A 16,629-nucleotide genomic window follows, 5' to 3' on the forward strand; every position below is an offset into this window, starting at 1 on the left:
TCGGGAGGGTTCTGCAACGTTCTAGAAGCATCCCTCGCGAAGCCTTGACACACACATCGGGCAGTGGCGTACTACTGCCATCTAGAACGTTCTAGATGGCAGCTGGAAGGGCGAGCGATCATGTACACGTTGGCGGTCTGTGCCGAGATGGTCTTCCGGGACCTGCCGATCCACGAGCGGGCGCGGCGCATCCACGAAGCCGGTTTCCAGGTCGAGATCTGGGACTGGACCCGGCACGACCTGGACGCGCTCACACGCACCCCGGCCGAGTTCTCGTCGATGACGGGCTACATCCGGGGCAGCCTCACCGACGAGGCGGGTGCCGCCGAACTCCTGCGCACCGCCGAGGAATCGGTCAAGGCCGCCGACCAACTCGGCTGCCCGCGCCTGAACTTGCACGGCACCGGCCTCAACTCCGAGGGCCTGCCGGTGATTCCGGTTCGCGGCGAGCCCACGGGCCCTATGTGGATCGCCGCCCACCGCACCCTGACCCGCCTCGCCGAGCTGGGCGAGAGAGCCGGCGTCACCTTCACGCTGGAGAACCTCAACTCCGCGGTCGACCACCCGGGCGTCCCGTTCGCGACGGCCGCCGACACCCTGGCGCTGGTCAAGGCGGTGGACCGCCCCGGTCTGCGGATGAACCTGGACCTTTACCACGCGCAGATCGGCGAGGGGAACCTCATCGAACTCGTCCGCAGGGCACACCGTTTGGGCCTGATCGGCGAGATCCAGGTGGCGGACGTACCCGGCCGCCAGGAGCCCGGCACCGGCGAGATCAACTACCCGGCGATCGCCCGCGCCCTCGCCGACATCGGCTACGACGGCACGGTCGCGATGGAGGCGTGGGCCTCGGACGCCGACAGCGAACGCGCCCTGGACCGCTTCCGCACCGCGTTCAGGGTCTGAGCCGGCACCGCCCCCGCACCGCGTTCACGATCTGCCCCGCCACCGCTTCCCACGGCCTCACAGAGGACCGCATGACCACCCAACTGCCCCTCTCCGTCGGCCTCGTGGGCGCGGGCCGCATGGGCTCCTTCCATGCCGAGACCCTCGCCCGCCGACTGCCCGGCGTCCGCCTCGCCGCCGTCGCCGACCCGGCCCCGGGGGCTGCGCGGAAGCTGGCCGACCGGCTCGACTGCCCCACCGCGTACACCGGGATCGCCGACCTGTTCGCGGACCCGGCGGTAGACGCCGTGGTGATCGCGACACCGGCCCGCACCCACGCCGACCTGGTCGAGGCGGCGGCACGCGCGGGCAAGGCGGTCTACTGCGAGAAGCCGATGGCAACGACCCTCGCCGACGCCGACCGCGCCATCGCTGCCGCCGCCGAAGCGGGCGTACCGCTCCAGGTCGGCTTCAACCGCCGCTACGACGCCGGGTTCCGGGCCGCGCACGACAAGGTCGCCGCGGGCGCCATCGGCGCCCCGCAGCTCCTGCGCTCGCTCACCCGCGACCCGAAGCTGGCCGACCCCTCCCCCGTCCCGCCGTGGACGATCTTCCTGGAAACCCTCATCCACGACTTCGACACCCTGCGCTACCTGAACCCCGGCGCCGAACCGGTCGAGGTCTTCGCCATGGCCGACGCCCTGGTCCGCCCCGACTTCAAGGACCGCGGCCTGCTCGACACGGCCGTGGTCACGATCCGCTTCGACAACGGCGCCCTCGCCACCGCGGAGGCCAACTTCCAGGCGGTGTACGGCTATGACGTGCGCGGCGAGGTCTTCGGCTCGGCGGGCATGCTGACGATGGGCGACATCCGGCGCACCCATCTGACGTCCTACGGCGCCGACGGCATCGCGGCCGAGACGATCGCCTACGACCAGGACCTGTTCCACGAGGCGTACGTCGCCGAGCTGGCCGACTTCGCCGACGGTGTCCGCACGGGGCGTACCCCGTCGGCCACCGGCGCCGACGCCCGCGCCGCGCTGACGATCGCGCTGGCGGCCATCAGGTCGGTGGAGAAAGGCGTACCGGTACGCATCGAGGACATCTGAGGTCAAGGAGTGGGCACCACGGCCACCGGGCACTCCGCGTGGTGCAGCACCCCGTGCGCGACCGAGCCGATCCGCGCGCCCACCGCCCTACGGTGGGCGCGCCGCCCGACGACCATCAGCTGCGCCCGCCCGGCCACCGACAGCAGCACCTGCCCCGCGCTGCCCATCTCGATGTGCTCGACGACGGCCACGTCGGGGAAGCGCTCCCGCCACGGCTCCAGCGCCTCGGCGAGAGCCTTCTTCTCGTACGGCTCCAGACCGCCCGCCTCGTCGAGGAGCTTCATGGAGCCCGGGCTGTAGGCGAACACGGGCGGCAGGGTCCACGCCCGCACGGCCCGTACCGTGGCGCCACGTGCCGCCGCCGTCTCGAACGCGAAACCGAGAGCGGCGGCACTGTCCTCGGCGTCTCCCTGCTGCCCCACGACGATCTCGCGCCCGCCGGCCTCCCCGGACGCCTCGTCCCCGGCACGCACGAGCACGACGGGCCGTACGGCGTCGGCGATCACCTGCTGTCCGACGGACCCGAGCAGGAAGCCGACGACGGGCCCGTGCCCGCGCGAGCCGAGCACCAGCAGTTCGGACTCGGCAGCGGCGGCGGTCAGGGTGTCGACGGGGTCGCCCTCCAGGACGTCGGTGGTCACGTCCAGGCCCGGGTGACGTTCGGCGAGCGTCCGGGCGGCCTCGGCCGCCGCGTCCCGCACCCAGCGGTCCTGCGTCTCCCGGTCCCCCGTGTCGAGGGCGTGGTGCTCCTCGTACCGCCACACATGCGTCACGCGCAGCGCCAGCCCCCGCCGTACGGCTTCCCGGCCCGCCCAGGCGAGTGCGGCGAGACTCTCCGCCGATCCGTCGACCCCTGCCGTGATCGGGCGTGTCATTCCGTGGCCTCCCTGTGGTGCGGTCACCTGTGTCGGGCCCAGTCTTCACTACCCTGCGCGCATGACCTTGGAGTGGGAGCAGATGGTCGTGGACGCGGCCGAGCCCGTCGCGCTGGGACGCTGGTGGGCCGAGGCACTCGGCTGGGTGGTGGTGGGCGAGGCCCCGGACGAGTTCGAGATCCGCCCGGAGCCGGACCGCCTGCCCGGGCTGCTGTTCGTGCCGGTGCCCGAGCGCAAGACCACCAAGAACCGGCTGCATCTGGACTTCCGGCCCGACGACCAGGAGGCCGAGGTGATCCGGTTGCTGGCCCTGGGCGCGCGGACCGTGGACATCGGGCAGGGCGAACAGTCGTGGGTGGTGCTGGCGGACCCGGAGGGAAACGAGTTCTGCGTGTTGCGCTCCCGGAGTCGCTGAGCCGCCGGTCTCGGACGTAGCGAAGCGCACCGGGGCGATCGAACATACGATGATGGGGAGCCGGCGCGGTGACAACGGCGCCGCCGTGCCGTGAAGCCGACCACTCGGGGTGGGAGACGTATGGCACAGGCCGCCGAATCCGCGCGGACCGTCATCATGACCGTGGACGACGATCCGGGAGTCTCCCGTGCCGTCGCCCGTGACCTGCGGCGGCGCTACGGCGAGTCGTACCGGATCGTGCGCGCGGAGTCGGGCGAGTCCGCGCTCGACGCGCTGCGCGAGCTGAAGCTGCGCGGGGATCTCGTCGCCGTGATCCTGGCCGACTACCGCATGCCGCAGATGAACGGCATCGAGTTCCTGGAACAGGCCCTCGACATCTATCCGGGCGCCCGCCGCGTGCTGCTGACCGCGTACGCGGACACGGACGCCGCGATCGACGCGATCAACGTCGTGGACCTCGACCACTATCTGCTGAAGCCCTGGGACCCGCCCGAGGAGAAGCTCTACCCGGTCCTCGACGACCTCCTGGAGGCCTGGCGGAACAGCGACTACCGGCCCGTGCCCGCCACGAAGGTGGTCGGGCACCGCTGGTCGGCGCGCTCCTCGGACGTACGGGAGTTCCTGGCCCGCAACCAGGTGCCGTACCGCTGGTACTCGGCGGACAGCCCTGAGGGACTGCGGCTGCTGTCCGCCGCCGGACAGGACGGGCAGCGGCTGCCGCTCGTCATCACCGCCGACGGGTCGGTGCTGGTCGAGCCGGAGGCGCCCGAGCTGGCCGCGAAGGTGGGGCTCGCGACCACGCCGACGGCCGACTTCTACGACCTCGTCGTCATCGGCGGCGGTCCGGCGGGGCTGGGCGCGGCCGTGTACGGGGCCTCGGAGGGGCTGCGGACGGTGCTTGTGGAGCGGTCCGCGACCGGTGGGCAGGCCGGGCAGAGTTCGCGGATCGAGAACTATCTCGGTTTCCCGGACGGGGTGTCCGGGGCTCAACTCACCGACCGGGCACGGCGGCAGGCCACCAAGTTCGGTGCCGAGATCCTCACCGCGCGCGAGGTCACGGGGCTGGAAGCCAATGGGTCGGCTCGGGTGGTGCACTTCGCGGACGGTTCGGCCGTCGCCGCGCACGCGGTCATCCTGGCGACCGGTGTGTCGTACCGGCAGTTGGAGGCGCCCGGCACGCCCGATCTGACGGGCTGCGGGGTCTACTACGGCTCGGCGCTGACCGAGGCCGCCTCCTGCCAGGGGCACGACGTGTACATCGTCGGCGGCGCCAATTCGGCGGGCCAGGCGGCGATGTACCTGGCCCGGGGCGCCAAGTCGGTGACCCTGCTGGTGCGCGGACCGTCGCTGGCCGCGTCGATGTCGTACTACCTGATCCAGCAGATCAACGAGGCGGAGAACATCTCCGTGCGCACCGGCACCGTCGTCGACGCGGCGCACGGTTCGGACCATCTGGAGCAGCTCACCCTGCGCGACACGGAGACCGGGGCGACCGAACTCGTCGACGCGCAGTGGATGTTCGTGTTCATCGGCGCGGCTCCCCTGACCGACTGGCTGGATGGCGCGGTGCTGCGCGACGAGCGCGGGTTCATCCTGGCCGGGCCCGACCTCGGCGCGGACGGGAAGCCGCCCGCGGGCTGGGAGTTGGACCGGTCGCCGTACCACCTGGAGACCAATATTCCCGGCGTGTTCGTGGCGGGCGACGCGCGCGCCGAGTCCGCGAAGCGCGTCGCGTCCGCCGTCGGAGAGGGAGCCATGGCCGTGATGCTCGTCCACCGCTACCTGGAGCAGTCATGAGCGGAAAGGTGCTGCCCTGCAGCCCGCAGGAGATCGGCACGCTGTTCCTGTTCGAGAAGCTGACGCCGGAGCAGCTCGGCAGGCTGTGCTGCGACGGTCAGGTGGAGCAGTTCGAGGCCGGGCCCGTCTACACCGAGGGCGATCCCGCGACCTGCTTCTACGTGATGATCGAGGGCACCGTGGTGCTCTCGCGCCGCGTCGGCGAGGACGACGTGGAGGTCGCGCGCACCTCGCAGCGCGGCGTCTACACGGGCGCGATGCAGGCCTACATCGGGGACCGGGTGCAGCAGGTGTACCTCAACTCGATGCGGGTGACGGAGACGACGCGGTTCTTCGTGCTGCCCGCCGAGACCTTCGCGGCCATCATGAGCGAGTGGTTCCCGATGGCCGTCCATCTGCTGGAGGGCCTCTTCTTCGGCCAGAAGAGCAGCCAGTTGGCGATCAGCCAGCGTGAACGGCTGCTGGCGCTGGGCTCGTTGTCGGCCGGGCTCACGCACGAGCTCAACAACCCCGCGGCCGCTGCCGTCCGGGCCACCTCGACGCTGCGGGAGCGGGTGGCGAAGATGCGGCACAAGCTCCGCGTCATCTCCTCGGGACCGTACTCGCGGGAGGACCTCGCCAACCTCATCGACATCCAGGAGCGCACGGCCGAACGGGTCGCCAAGGCACAGACGTTGAGCCCGCTGGAGGCCTCGGACCGCGAGGACCAGCTCACGGACTGGCTCGACGACCACGGTGTCACGGAGTCCTGGCAGATCGCGCCGACGTTCGTGCAGGCCGGCCTCGACGTCGAGTGGCTCGACCAGGTCGCGGCGGCCGTGGACGAGGAGATCCTGCCGGGCGCGATCGGCTGGCTCAACTACACGGTCGAGACAGAGCTGTTGATGTCGGAGATCGAGGACTCCACGACCAGGATCTCGAATCTGGTCGGCGCCGCGAAGCAGTACTCGCAGCTGGACCGTGCCCCGTACCAGGTCGCCGATGTGCACGAACTCCTCGACAGCACACTGCTGATGCTCGGCGGCAAGGTCGGCGACCGCATCAAGGTCGTCAAGGAGTACGACCGCACACTCCCGAAGATCCCGGCCTATCCGGCGGAGCTCAACCAGGTGTGGACGAACCTGATCGACAACGCTGTCTCCGCCATGAACAGCACGGGCGGGGAAGGCACGTTGACGGTGCGGACGGCGCTGGTGCGCGATCAGCTGATGGTGGAGTTCCGTGACACGGGGCCGGGTGTTCCGGCGGAGATCCGTAGCCGTATCTTCGATCCGTTCTTCACCACCAAGCCGGTGGGCGAGGGCACGGGCCTGGGTCTGGACATCTCCTGGCGGATCGTCGTGAACAAGCACCACGGCACGCTCCAGGTGGAGTCGGTGCCGGGCGACACCCGCTTCCAGGTCCTGCTTCCGCTCACCGCCACGGACAACGAGACGCCCGAGGAGTCCGCATGACCGACATCACCGGAATCGACCCCAGTGTCCCGCCGAGCGGTGCAGGCTGCGTGGAGTGCGAGGCTGCCCAGGGCTGGTGGTTCCATCTCCGGCGGTGTGCGCAGTGCGGTCATGTGGGCTGTTGCGACGACTCCCCCTCCAAGCACGCCACGGCCCACTACCAGTCCACGGGCCATCCGTTCATCCAGAGCTACGAGCCGGGCGAGGACTGGTTCTGGAACTTCAGCACCTCCGAGCTGTACGACTCCGGCCCCGAACTCACCGCCCCGGTGAGCCACCCCAAGGACCAGCCCGTGCCGGGTCCGGCGGGCCGCGTCCCGGCGAACTGGGCCGAGACACTGCGCTGACCCCGGCCACCGGGCGGGAGGTGCCTTCCGCCCGGTGGCCAGGTGCGTTGTCGGTGGCGCGTGCCAGGATGGGGGCGTGTCGCAATCCGTAGCAGCAGCGCCGCTCATCGGCCGGGACGAGGAGGTCGCCCGCCTCGCCGGTGTACTGGAGCGTGCCCGCGCGGGCACGGCGGGGGCGGTGCTGATCGCCGGGGACGCGGGCGTCGGCAAGACCCGGGTCCTCGACGAGGTGGCGGCGCGGGCGGCGGACGCCGGCATGACCGTCCTGACCGGGCACTGTGTCGACCTCGGTGACGTCGGTCTGCCCTATCTGCCGTTCACCGAGATCCTCGGAGCGCTGGCCGGCGACGACCGTTTCGCCGCCGCCCTGGCCGCGCATCCGGCGGTCGACCGGCTGCTCGGCGCCGGCACGGACGCGGCCCGGGACGCGGGCGGCAGACTGCGCCTCTTCGAGGGCATCGCCGGACTGCTCGCCGACCTCGCCGACATCGCTCCCCTGCTGCTGGTCCTGGAGGATCTGCACTGGGCCGACCAGTCCTCCCGCGACCTGCTCCGCTTCCTGCTCAGCCGGGGCATCCTCCAGCGCCCGGCCGGCGGTGCGCCCACCCACCGCCTCGCGGTGTTCGCGTCGTACCGCGCGGACGACCTCCACCGCCGCCATCCCCTACGGCCCCTGCTGGCCGAGCTGGTGCGGCTGCCCGCCGTGGAGCGGCTGGAGCTGCGGCCCATGGGGGACGCGGAGGTCGCCCGGCTGGTGCGCGCGCTGCGCACGGGCCCGGTGCCGGACGGCACGGTCCGCCGGATCGTCGAGCGCGCCGAGGGAAACGCCTTCTACGCCGAGGAGTTGCTCGCGGCCACCGACATGGAGGCCGGCGGTGTGCCGAGCGGTCTGGCCGACGTCCTGCTGATCCGCTTCGAGCAACTCTCCGACACCGCCCAACAGGTGCTGCGCACCGCCGCCGTCGCCGGGCGCCGCGTCGAGTACGACCTGCTGCGGGACGCGGTCCAACTCCCGGAGGACGAGCTGGAGTCGGCGCTGCGGGAGGCCGTCGAGCGCCAACTCCTGGTCCCCGGGCACGGCGACACGTACTCCTTCCGGCACGCCCTCGCGCGGGAGGCGGTGTACGCGGATCTGCTGCCCGGCGAGCGCTCCCGGCTGCACGGCTCGTTCGCCCGCCTCCTCGCCGGACGCGGTCACCCCGCCGAGAGCGCGGCCGAGCGCGCCCACCACTACCGCGAGAGCCACGACCTCGCCGAGGCGCTGGCCGCCTCCCTGGAGGCCGCCGACCACGCCGAGCACGTGGGCGCGCCCGCCGAGGAGCTACGGCATCTCGAAACAGCCCTCGATCTGTGGCGGTCGGTCGATCCGGCGGCCCGGCCTTCCGGCGAGGGCGTCGACAGCGTGACCCTCACCCTGCGGGCCTCCGCTGCGGCGGCGCACGCCGGGGACGCACACCGCGCGGTGTCCCTCACCCGGTCCGCGCTGGCCGGGATCGGCCAGGACACGGACGCCGAGCTGGCCGCCCGGGTCCGGTACACCCTGGCCGGCAATCTGATGGGCGTCGACAGCCTCACCGCCGCGTTCGCCTACAGCAGCGAGGCCCTCGCGATGATCCCCGCCGAACCGCCCTCGCGGACCTGGGTGTGGGCAGCGGCCACGCATGTACTGACGGCTCGTCAGGTCGGTGAGGACGAGATCGCCCTGCGGGTCGCCCGGCAGGCCCTGCGCATCGCCGAGGAACTCCAACTGGTCGACGCCCGAGCCGATCTGCTGATCTCGCTGGCCACGCTCGAAAAGGGCGGCCGGCGCACGAAGGAGGGCCGCGAGCGGCTCGCCCAGGCCCGCGAACTGGCCCGGCAGGCCGGGCACGCGCCCGTGGAGATGCGCGCCCTGTTCCATCTGGCCATCGGCAACTTCGAGTCCGGGCACCTGGAGGAGTCGCTGCCCTGGCTCACCGAGGGACTGGACCGGGCCCGTCGCGCCGGACTGCTGTCCTCCCCGTACCCGCTGGAGATGCGCTACCTCCAACTCCTGGTGCTGTACACACTCGGTCGCTGGGACGAGTGCGAGAAGGCCGCCACGAGCGACGCGAAGGTGTTGCCGCGAATGGGCGGCTTCACCATGGGACCGGCACTGTATGTGGCGCTGGCGCGCGGCGACTTGAGGGCCGCGGACCGGGCGCGTGCCCTGCTGGAGGGGCCGTTCGACTGGATGGCCGCCATGGTGGCGGGCATCGCGCTGACCGACGCCGGTGGCCTGCGGGACGATCCGGAGGCGGCCGTGGAGACGATGCGTACGACGGTCACGGCACTCACCGACGACTCCGGCCGGCGTCCCGACCTCGCGGTCCGGCTCGCCGCCCTCGCCCTCGCCCCGGTCGCCGACCGGGCCGCCGCACTGCGGCTGACGGGCGACGAGGCGGGGGTGCGCCGCTGGACGGAGACCGCGACGGAACTCGTCGAGTTGGCGCGGGCCGTGGCGGAGGAGGGCGACGGCCGACGGCCGCAGGGGCCGGAGGGAATGGCCTGGCTGGCGCGCGCCGAGGCGGAGTGGACGCGGGCGGCCACGGGACCCGACGCGGCGGCCTGGGAAAAGGCGGTGACCGCGTTCGACTACGGCGATGTCTACGAACGGGCGCGCTGCCAATTCCGTTTCGCCGAAGCCCTGTTGGCGGCCGACCGGCGCGAGGAGGCCGCCGTCCAGGCACGTGCGGCCCGGGAGACGGCCACCCGGCTCGGAGCCGCGCCCCTGCTCGCGCGGCTGGACACGCTCGTCCGCCGCGGCCGCCTCGGCGACCCGGCCGCGGACGGCGGGGACGCCGGGGAGCGCCCCTCGCCGCTGACGGCCCGCGAGCAGGACGTGCTGCGGCTGCTGGCGCTGGGCCGCAGCAACCGCCAGATCGGCGAGGAGCTGTTCATCACCGGCAAGACGGCGAGCGTCCACGTCTCCAACATCCTCGCGAAGCTGGGCGCCGCGAGCCGTACGGAGGCGGTGGCGATCGCCTACCGGCAGGGGCTGATCACCCCGGAGGCGACGGCGTCCGGCTGAGGTTCACCGGTCGCAGTCGAGTCCGGCGAGGTCGACCGCGTCGGCCATGGCCTGCATTCCCTTGTCGTTGGGGTGCAGATGGTCGCCGCTGTCGAAGAAGGGCAGCATCCTTTCCTGGTCGTAGGGGCTGCGCAGGATGTGGTCGAAGTCGGTGACGGCGTCGAACTCCCCGCTGCCCTTGATGAATTGGTTCACCTCCTGGCGTACCGTCTCGCCCGCCGGGTCCCATTCGGACCAGCCCTCGTAGGGTCCGACCGTGGCACCGACGACACACTTCCCGGCCGCGTGTGCCCGGGCGATGATCTCGCGGTAGCCGGCGATCAGGTCCTGGGCGGTGACCCCGCTGTGGGCCTTGATGTCGTTGACCCCTTCGAACAGGAACACCGTGCGGACACCGGGCTGCGACAGGACGTCCCGTTGCAGCCGGTTGAGGGCGCTCTGCCCGGCGCCGTCCGCGAGCACCTTGTTGCCGGAGATCCCTTCGTTCGCGACTCCCTTGACGGTCGTGCCGGCGCGCTGGAGCCGTCGGGCGAGGTAGTCGGGCCAGCGCCGGTTCTGGTCGGTCGTGCTCGCCCAGCCGTCCGTGATGGAGTCGCCGAGGGTGACCACGCCGCCGGTGTCCGCGCCGGTCCGTACTGTGACGGCGTCGAGGTAGTACCAGGAGCCGATGGTGTCGGTCCAGGCGGCGCCGCTCTCCTCGGCCGTGTGGTCGCCCTGGGTCGCGTACGACGTCTGCATGGCGAGTCCGTGACCGGTGGCCGGGCCCGCCGCGTCCGGGCTGTGGATGCTCACCACCAGGTCGGTGGCGGCGGGCAGTGCGCCGGTCAGCGGGTCGCTGTACGCCGTCGCCCCGGCGGGGACGGTGACCGACCGTCCGCCGCCGAAGGTGAGCCGCCGGTTGGAACGGGGCACCAGCGCGGCACCCTCCTTCTGCACGCCCGCGTAGACGCTGTCGAAGGTCATCGGCCGGTCGCCGAAGGCGTTGGAGAGCCTGATCCGCAGCTCGCCGCCCGCGACACTGGTGTGCACGATCAGGCGGTAACTGCGGCCGGCCACCCCGTCACCCATGCGGTCGGCGCTCGCTCCCCAGGTGACGACCGTGTGCGAACCACCCGAGGCCGTCACCGATATCGGCGTCTGTGTCTGCGCCTGCGCCTGAACGGTGGGCTCCGGCCGCGCCTGTGCGGGCATGGTCTGGAGCGCCACCACCATTGTCAGAAGAGCCAGCCCACGGCCTAACCGCGCCCGTCGGCCCGTCACCGGGCGAAGTCCCGCAGCGTGACGGACTCGCCCGGGGTCAGCCGCACGGTCTGCGTGCTGGTGCCGAAGGCCACTGTCGTGGTCCGGCCGTTGACGCTGTGGATCTTCACCTCGGTCGGCTTCCCGTTCTTCCAGTGGAGGTCCACGACGAAGCCGCCGCGAGCGCCGACACCGGTGACCGACCCGGACGCGGCCCACGCGTCGGGCAGGGCGGGGAGGAGTTCCAGATGCCCGGGGCGGGAGTAGAGCAGCATCTCGATCATCGCGGCGGGGGTGCCGAAGTTGGCTTCGATCTGGAAGATGCCGCGGCCCACCTCGACCTGGTAGATGTCGAAGAGGTTGGAGGCGGTGCCGTTGCTGCCGTCGGTGGACGGGCGGAGGTTGTTGACCACCAACTGGTAGGCGTTGTCGGCATTCTTGAGCCGTGCCCAGCACAGGCTGCGCCAGGCGTTGGCCCAGCCGAAGCTCTCCATGCCACGGGCGGTGAGCAGGGCGGTGGCGCCGTCGACGATGTCCTTCGGGGTGGAGCCGTCCGGGCGGATTCGGTCGCCGGGGAAGAGTCCGATGAGCGGGGACAGGTGCCGGTGCGTGGTCTCGCCGAGGTTGTCCGGGGACATCCACTCCTCCAGCCAGCCCGTCTTGGGGCTGACCACCGGGAGGTACAGCTTCTTGCGGAGCCCGGCGATCGTGCCCGCGTAGCCGGTGTCCTTCTTCAACTCGGCTGCCGCGACGCAGTAGTTACCGAACAGCGCCCACACCAGCTCCTGGGCGTAGGTGATGCCCTTCGCGTCGAGCGGCCCCTGTTCGGGCGACCAGTCGCTGTCGGCGATCAGCACCTCCTTCGAGCTGCCGGGCAGGGTGGTGGTGAGCAGCCGCGCCTCCCAGAACTCGACGGCGCCCTTGAGGAGCGGGTAGATCTTCGCGAGGTGGGCGCGCGAGCCGGTGAACTCGTAGTGCTCCCAGAGGGTGTTGCTCAGCCAGGCGTTACCTGCCGGGTGCCACCACCAACCACCGCCGCCGTAGGGGTTGGTGGAGATGGCGACGGTCCAACCGGCGTTCTTCCCGCTGGAGTTGCGGTAGCGGTTGCGTGAGTCGTTGAAGAGTCTGCGGGTGAGGTCTGTCCAGTCGGGGAGCTGGGCCACGCAGTAGTCGGTGAAGGCGTCGAAGCACTGGGAGAGTCCGGCGCGGTCGGCCATCCAGTAGTTCATCTGGATGTTGATGTCGGTGTGGTAGTCACCCATCCAGTCCGGGTCGTTGCCGTCGAGCCAGTTCCCCTGGAGGCCCATCGGCAGACTCCCCCGGGAGCCGGCGATCATCAGATAGCGGCCGAACTGGAGGTAGGAGGCTTCGAGTTCGGGGTCGGGCACGCCGTCGCGGGCGCGGGCCTGGACGCGCTCCCAGGTGTCCAGGGCGCGCTGGTCGGCGGACGAGGGGCCGAGCGAGATGCCCAGCTGCCCGAACAGCGCGCCGTGGTCGGCGACATGGGTGTGCAGCAGGGTGTTCGCCGAGTGCTTGGCCGCCGCGCTCACCTTGGTGCGGGCCAGCTTCTGTGGGTCGAGGGACGGATCGCGGTAGTGAGCAGCCGCCTTGGGCGCGTAGTTGGTGCCGCCGCTCAGCACGACGGTGACGTCCTTGCAGCCGGAGAAGGCGACGTGCGAGCCGGTCACGGTGACGCTGCCGCCGGTGCCGTACGCCGTCACGGCGGCGCCGTAGCGCAGGCCGTTGGCCAGCGTGCCGCCGAACGAGCGGGCGTCCGTGGCCGGTTCGCCGTGCGTGCCCGCCAGGTCGACGGTGCCGGTGTAGCGTCCGCCGCCGTTCTGGGTGAAGTGCAGGACGATCACGTCGTCGGGACGGCTGGCGAACAGCTGCCGCTGGTACGTCACTCCGGAGCGGACGTACGAGGTGGTCGCCACGCCCTGTTCCAGGTCGAGGGTGCGGCGGTAGAAGGAGACCGCGCCCAGGTCGTGGTCGGGGATGTCGACGGTGAGCCGGGCCAGCAGGGTGAGGGAGCCGAAGTCGGCGCGGCCGTACGGGAATTGGCCGTCCGCGTCGAGGGTGTCATTGAGGCCGCCGGTCCACATGGTGGCGTCGGTGACGAGGAGGACCTCGTGGCCGGGGTCGTTGCTGGCGAGGGCGCCGAGCCGGCCGTTGCCGACGGGGAGGCCCTGCACGATCATCGAGTTGTCGTCGGCCGGGGCCTGCCACCACAGGGTGTTGCGTGAAGTGCCGCTGCTGTACGAGGTGTTGGTGGGCCGCTCGGGTGCGGCGGAGGCGGTGAAGGCGGGCAGGCCGGCGAGGGCGCCGGTGGCCGCGGCGAGGGCGAGCAGATTGCGTCTGGGCAGGTCGGGCAGTGCACTGGACATGATGGGTCTCCGCAAAGGTCGGCTCAGGAGGAGGACTTGGGCACGTCGATCCGGTCGATGTCCGGTGCGTAGCTCGAACCGCTGTCGAAGGTGATGGTGTTCGCGCCCGCCTTCAATGTCACCGGCACGCTGACCGATCCGACGGTCCCCCAGTCGCCGGTGGACGGGAACTTGTGGCTGGTGGCGCCGTTGCCGTTCGCGGAGATCGCGACCGAGCGGGAGTCGCCGCTGACATAGGCGATCTTCACCTGGTAGGTGCCGGCCTTGGCGGCGACGACGTTGTTGACGGTGAGCTTGCCGCCCAGGTAGAGGTTGCCGACCTTGTGGGCACCCGAACAGGCCGAGCAGTCAGCGATGTCGGCGTTGCCGGTGAGGGTGTTGGTGGTGGCCTCGGCCTCGTAGGCGGTCGCGGTGACGGCGCTGCCGTGCGGGGTGACGGTGAAGAGGCGGGAGCCGTGGGCGGGCAGGGCCTCGGTCACCTTGTTGGTGAAGGAGCCGAGGTCCTCGTGGTTCCAGAGGTCACGGACGTCGGCCTTGCCGGTGAAGCCGAGGGTCGTCCAGTTCGCGGAGACGGCGGCGGGGGCGCTGGCGAGGTTGAACAGGGCGACGGTGTAAGTGCCGTTGGGGTTCTTGGCGGCCCACACCTGCTGGGCGTCGGACGGGGTGACGGGGCGGGCGGGCGGCGCGTCGCTCTGGTCCACGGCGATGACCTCACGGTTGGTGAGGAGGGAGAGGCCGTAGTCGTCGAGCTTGGTGAGGTCGTCACCGGTGAACAGCGGGGACTTGGCGACGGCCCACAGGGTGGCGTAGCTCTGGCGTTCCGCCTTGGTCAGGCCGTCCATCGCGCCGTTGCCGACGTCGAGGGAGTCGAGGTCGTTCCAGCCGCCGGGGCCCGCCTTGTCGGTCCAGGCGGGGGCGTCGTCCCAGCGGTCGTCGACCGAGTTCTCCCAGCTGACAAGGGTGTTGCAGTAGCACTCGACGTCGGTGTCGATGCGCCAGCCGTTGGAGTACTTCTTCCAGTCGGCGGCGTGCCCGTAGTCCAGGGACCAGGAGAGTTCCAGGTGGATCGGACGTCCGGTGGCGGTGATGGCCTTGTTCCAGGCGGCCACGTCGGCAACGTTGTCGTACTGATCACCGCTCTTGCCCGAACCGGGGCCGACACCGTCCAGCTTGAGGAAGTCGTAGCCCCAGCCTGCGATCAACTGCGCCTGGGAGTCGATGTACTTCTGGGCGCACGGCCGTGAGAAGTCGATCTTGTACGCGCTGTCCCAGCCGTTGGTGGTGCGCAGATCGCCGTAGACGATGTCGGCGGTGGTACAGCCGTCGGCGTTCCAGATGGGCGTCTTCCCGTCGCCGTAGGCCCCCTTCTCCAGGCCCGCGGGCAGATAGATGCCGGCCTTGAGGCCCTTGGAGTGGATGCGGTCGGCGACGGCCTTCATGCCGCTGGGGAAGCGGACCGGGTCGGCCTTCTGGCGGCCGTACTCGTCGAATCCGGACTTCCAGGTCTTGTCCATCCACCAGCCGGCGTCGATGTTGACGTGGTCGTAGCCGTACTTCTTCAACTTGTCGGCGAGCGCGTCCGTCTGCTTGTCGACGTTCGCCTCGGTGAGGTAGCTGTAGTCGCCGTCCGGGTTGAGGCCGGGGTACTTGGACGACTGCATGCTCCAACTCGACCAGCCCATATAGGGCTTGGCCGCGACGGCCGGCGCGGTGTCCGCGTGCGCGGAGGGGAGGTGGGTGGCGAATCCGGCGGTGAGGGCCAGGACCACCATGGCTCTCAGGGCGCGAACGGGCGTGAGGGAGTACATCGTTGGGCTCCTCGTGCGGGTCGGAGGGAAATCGTGCGGGCTAGTCGGCGGCTCGGATGAAGGACTGGATCGCGGTGGCGGCGGCCCCGCGCGCCCACTCGTCGAAGGGCAGCGGGCGGGTGCGTACGTCGCAGCGGGCGGCGGAGCCGAATGCGGCCTCGGCGAAGGAGTCGCGGATCTGCTCGGCGAACAGGTCGTAGGCGGCGAGGCCTTCGCCCGAGATGATCACGCGCTCGGGGCCGAGCAGGTTGGCCACGGTCGCGATGCCCCGGCCGATCGCCTCCCCGGCCCGCGCGTAGACCTCGCGCGCTCCGGCGTCGCCCCGGTGGGCGAGGGCAACGGCTTCTGAAGTGTCGGCGACCTGAACGCCCGTCACCTCGCGGACGCGGGCGACGATCGCGGCGTCCCCGGCGATCGCCTCGACGCAGCCGCGGTTGCCGCAGTGGCAGGGGGGTCCGGCGGGATCGACGACGACATGGCCGATCTCGCCCGCGACGCCGTGGGCGCCGGCGACGACCCGGCCGTGCACGACCAGTCCGCAGCCGATGCCCGCGCCGACGGTCACCACGGCGAAGTCCGTGAGACCGGCCCCTGCCCCGAACCACTGCTCGGCGACGGTCAGCGCACGGACGTCGTTGTCGACGGTGACCGGCAACCCCGTTGTCATGGCGGCCAGTTCGGCGAGCGGTACGTCCCGCCACTCCAGGAACGGCGAGTAGCGGACGACCCCTTCGCCGCGGTCCACGTCGCCGGAGACCGCGAGGCCGAGGCCGACCACCTGGATGCCCAACTCGTCCGCCTCGGTGCGGAGTTCCTGGGCCAGGTCCGCGATCGAGGCGAGCACCGCCCGGGGGTCGCGGTCGGTCAGCGGCACATGACGGGCGACCCGGATGCGGCAGCACAGGTCGGTGAGGACGCCGATGATCTCGTCGCCGGTCACCTTGACCCCGATGAACAGCGCGCGCCCGCCGTCGACCCGTACGAGGTTCGCGGGCCGCCCCAGCGCCGGGGCCGCGTCCTCGTCGGCGCCCTCCGTCAGATACCCCGCCTCCATCAGCGGCCGGACCGCCTTGGTCACGGCCGCCGCCGACAGCCCCGCCCGGCGGGCCACCTCAAGTCGGGTGAGGGGGCCGTGGGACAGGACGGTCGTGAAGACCTGTGAGGCGGCCGGTGTGTGGGCCGGGAACGACTCGGTGTGGGGGATCGAGCGCATGGCCGGAACCTAGATGCCTTCTTTTCCGTCGTCAATGAAAGAAGCAGGATTCGC

The 16,629-nt window shown here is 71.2% G+C and carries 12 protein-coding genes; 7 read left to right on the top strand and 5 right to left on the bottom strand.

Features of this window, described 5'->3' with window-relative positions:
* Positions 1 to 120 precede the first annotated feature (120 nt).
* Together ACWDEW_RS33600 and ACWDEW_RS33605 are read left to right on the top strand one after the other, a co-directional pair.
* Positions 121 to 906, top strand: coding sequence for a TIM barrel protein (locus ACWDEW_RS33600; RefSeq protein WP_450517847.1), 786 nt, complete (start codon positions 121 to 123; stop codon positions 904 to 906).
* A 71-nt stretch (positions 907 to 977) separates the two neighbouring features.
* The gene (locus tag ACWDEW_RS33605) at positions 978 to 1,994 is read left to right on the top strand and encodes a Gfo/Idh/MocA family oxidoreductase (RefSeq protein ID WP_450517849.1); all 1,017 of its coding nucleotides are present in this window, start codon (positions 978 to 980) and stop codon (positions 1,992 to 1,994) included.
* Positions 1,995 to 1,996: 2 nt separating this feature from the next.
* Here the strand turns inward: ACWDEW_RS33605 and ACWDEW_RS33610 are convergent, their stop codons facing one another.
* Positions 1,997 to 2,869, bottom strand: a complete 873-nt coding sequence (locus tag ACWDEW_RS33610; RefSeq protein ID WP_450517850.1) for a universal stress protein — start codon at positions 2,867 to 2,869, stop codon at positions 1,997 to 1,999.
* A gap of 61 nt (positions 2,870 to 2,930) precedes the next feature.
* Here ACWDEW_RS33610 and ACWDEW_RS33615 point away from each other — a divergent pair, with 61 nt between their 5' ends.
* The 5 genes from ACWDEW_RS33615 to ACWDEW_RS33635 all read left to right on the top strand — a co-directional run bounded on the left by ACWDEW_RS33615 (position 2,931) and on the right by ACWDEW_RS33635 (position 9,931).
* Positions 2,931 to 3,284 carry a VOC family protein gene (locus tag ACWDEW_RS33615; protein WP_450517852.1) on the top strand — a complete coding sequence of 118 codons (354 nt, stop codon included), beginning with the start codon at positions 2,931 to 2,933 and terminating at the stop codon, positions 3,282 to 3,284.
* A 120-nt stretch (positions 3,285 to 3,404) separates the two neighbouring features.
* Entirely contained in the window at positions 3,405 to 5,081 is a 1,677-nt protein-coding gene (locus ACWDEW_RS33620) for an FAD-dependent oxidoreductase (RefSeq protein WP_450517854.1), read from the top strand.
* Positions 5,078 to 6,535, top strand: coding sequence for an ATP-binding protein (locus tag ACWDEW_RS33625; protein WP_450517856.1), 1,458 nt, complete (start codon positions 5,078 to 5,080; stop codon positions 6,533 to 6,535). Before ACWDEW_RS33620 ends, ACWDEW_RS33625 begins: the two co-directional genes overlap by 4 nt.
* Positions 6,532 to 6,882 carry a UBP-type zinc finger domain-containing protein gene (locus tag ACWDEW_RS33630; protein WP_381239874.1) on the top strand — a complete coding sequence of 117 codons (351 nt, stop codon included), beginning with the start codon at positions 6,532 to 6,534 and terminating at the stop codon, positions 6,880 to 6,882. The genes ACWDEW_RS33625 and ACWDEW_RS33630 overlap by 4 nt, the downstream gene beginning before the upstream one ends.
* Before the next feature lie 76 nt (positions 6,883 to 6,958).
* Positions 6,959 to 9,931, top strand: coding sequence for a helix-turn-helix transcriptional regulator (locus ACWDEW_RS33635; RefSeq protein WP_450517858.1), 2,973 nt, complete (start codon positions 6,959 to 6,961; stop codon positions 9,929 to 9,931).
* A 3-nt stretch (positions 9,932 to 9,934) separates the two neighbouring features.
* On the opposite strand, the gene ACWDEW_RS33640 is transcribed toward ACWDEW_RS33635, so the two are convergent.
* Genes ACWDEW_RS33640 through ACWDEW_RS33655 form a run of 4 tightly spaced genes read right to left on the bottom strand, consistent with a single transcriptional unit; the run spans position 9,935 to position 16,575 of the window.
* On the bottom strand, positions 9,935 to 11,191 hold the full coding sequence (locus tag ACWDEW_RS33640) for an SGNH/GDSL hydrolase family protein (RefSeq protein WP_450517860.1): 1,257 nt from the start codon (positions 11,189 to 11,191) through the stop codon (positions 9,935 to 9,937).
* Positions 11,188 to 13,554, bottom strand: coding sequence for a glycosyl hydrolase family 95 catalytic domain-containing protein (locus ACWDEW_RS33645; protein WP_450517862.1), 2,367 nt, complete (start codon positions 13,552 to 13,554; stop codon positions 11,188 to 11,190). Before ACWDEW_RS33645 ends, ACWDEW_RS33640 begins: the two co-directional genes overlap by 4 nt.
* Before the next feature lie 23 nt (positions 13,555 to 13,577).
* The gene (locus ACWDEW_RS33650; protein ID WP_450517864.1) at positions 13,578 to 15,362 is read right to left on the bottom strand and encodes an alpha-galactosidase D; all 1,785 of its coding nucleotides are present in this window, start codon (positions 15,360 to 15,362) and stop codon (positions 13,578 to 13,580) included.
* Positions 15,363 to 15,402: 40 nt separating this feature from the next.
* Positions 15,403 to 16,575: an ROK family transcriptional regulator gene (locus ACWDEW_RS33655; RefSeq protein ID WP_450517866.1), complete on the bottom strand. Its 1,173-nt coding sequence runs from the start codon at positions 16,573 to 16,575 to the stop codon at positions 15,403 to 15,405.
* Positions 16,576 to 16,629: the final 54 nt, after the last annotated feature.

The organism is Streptomyces sp. NPDC001100 (genome assembly GCF_053598575.1).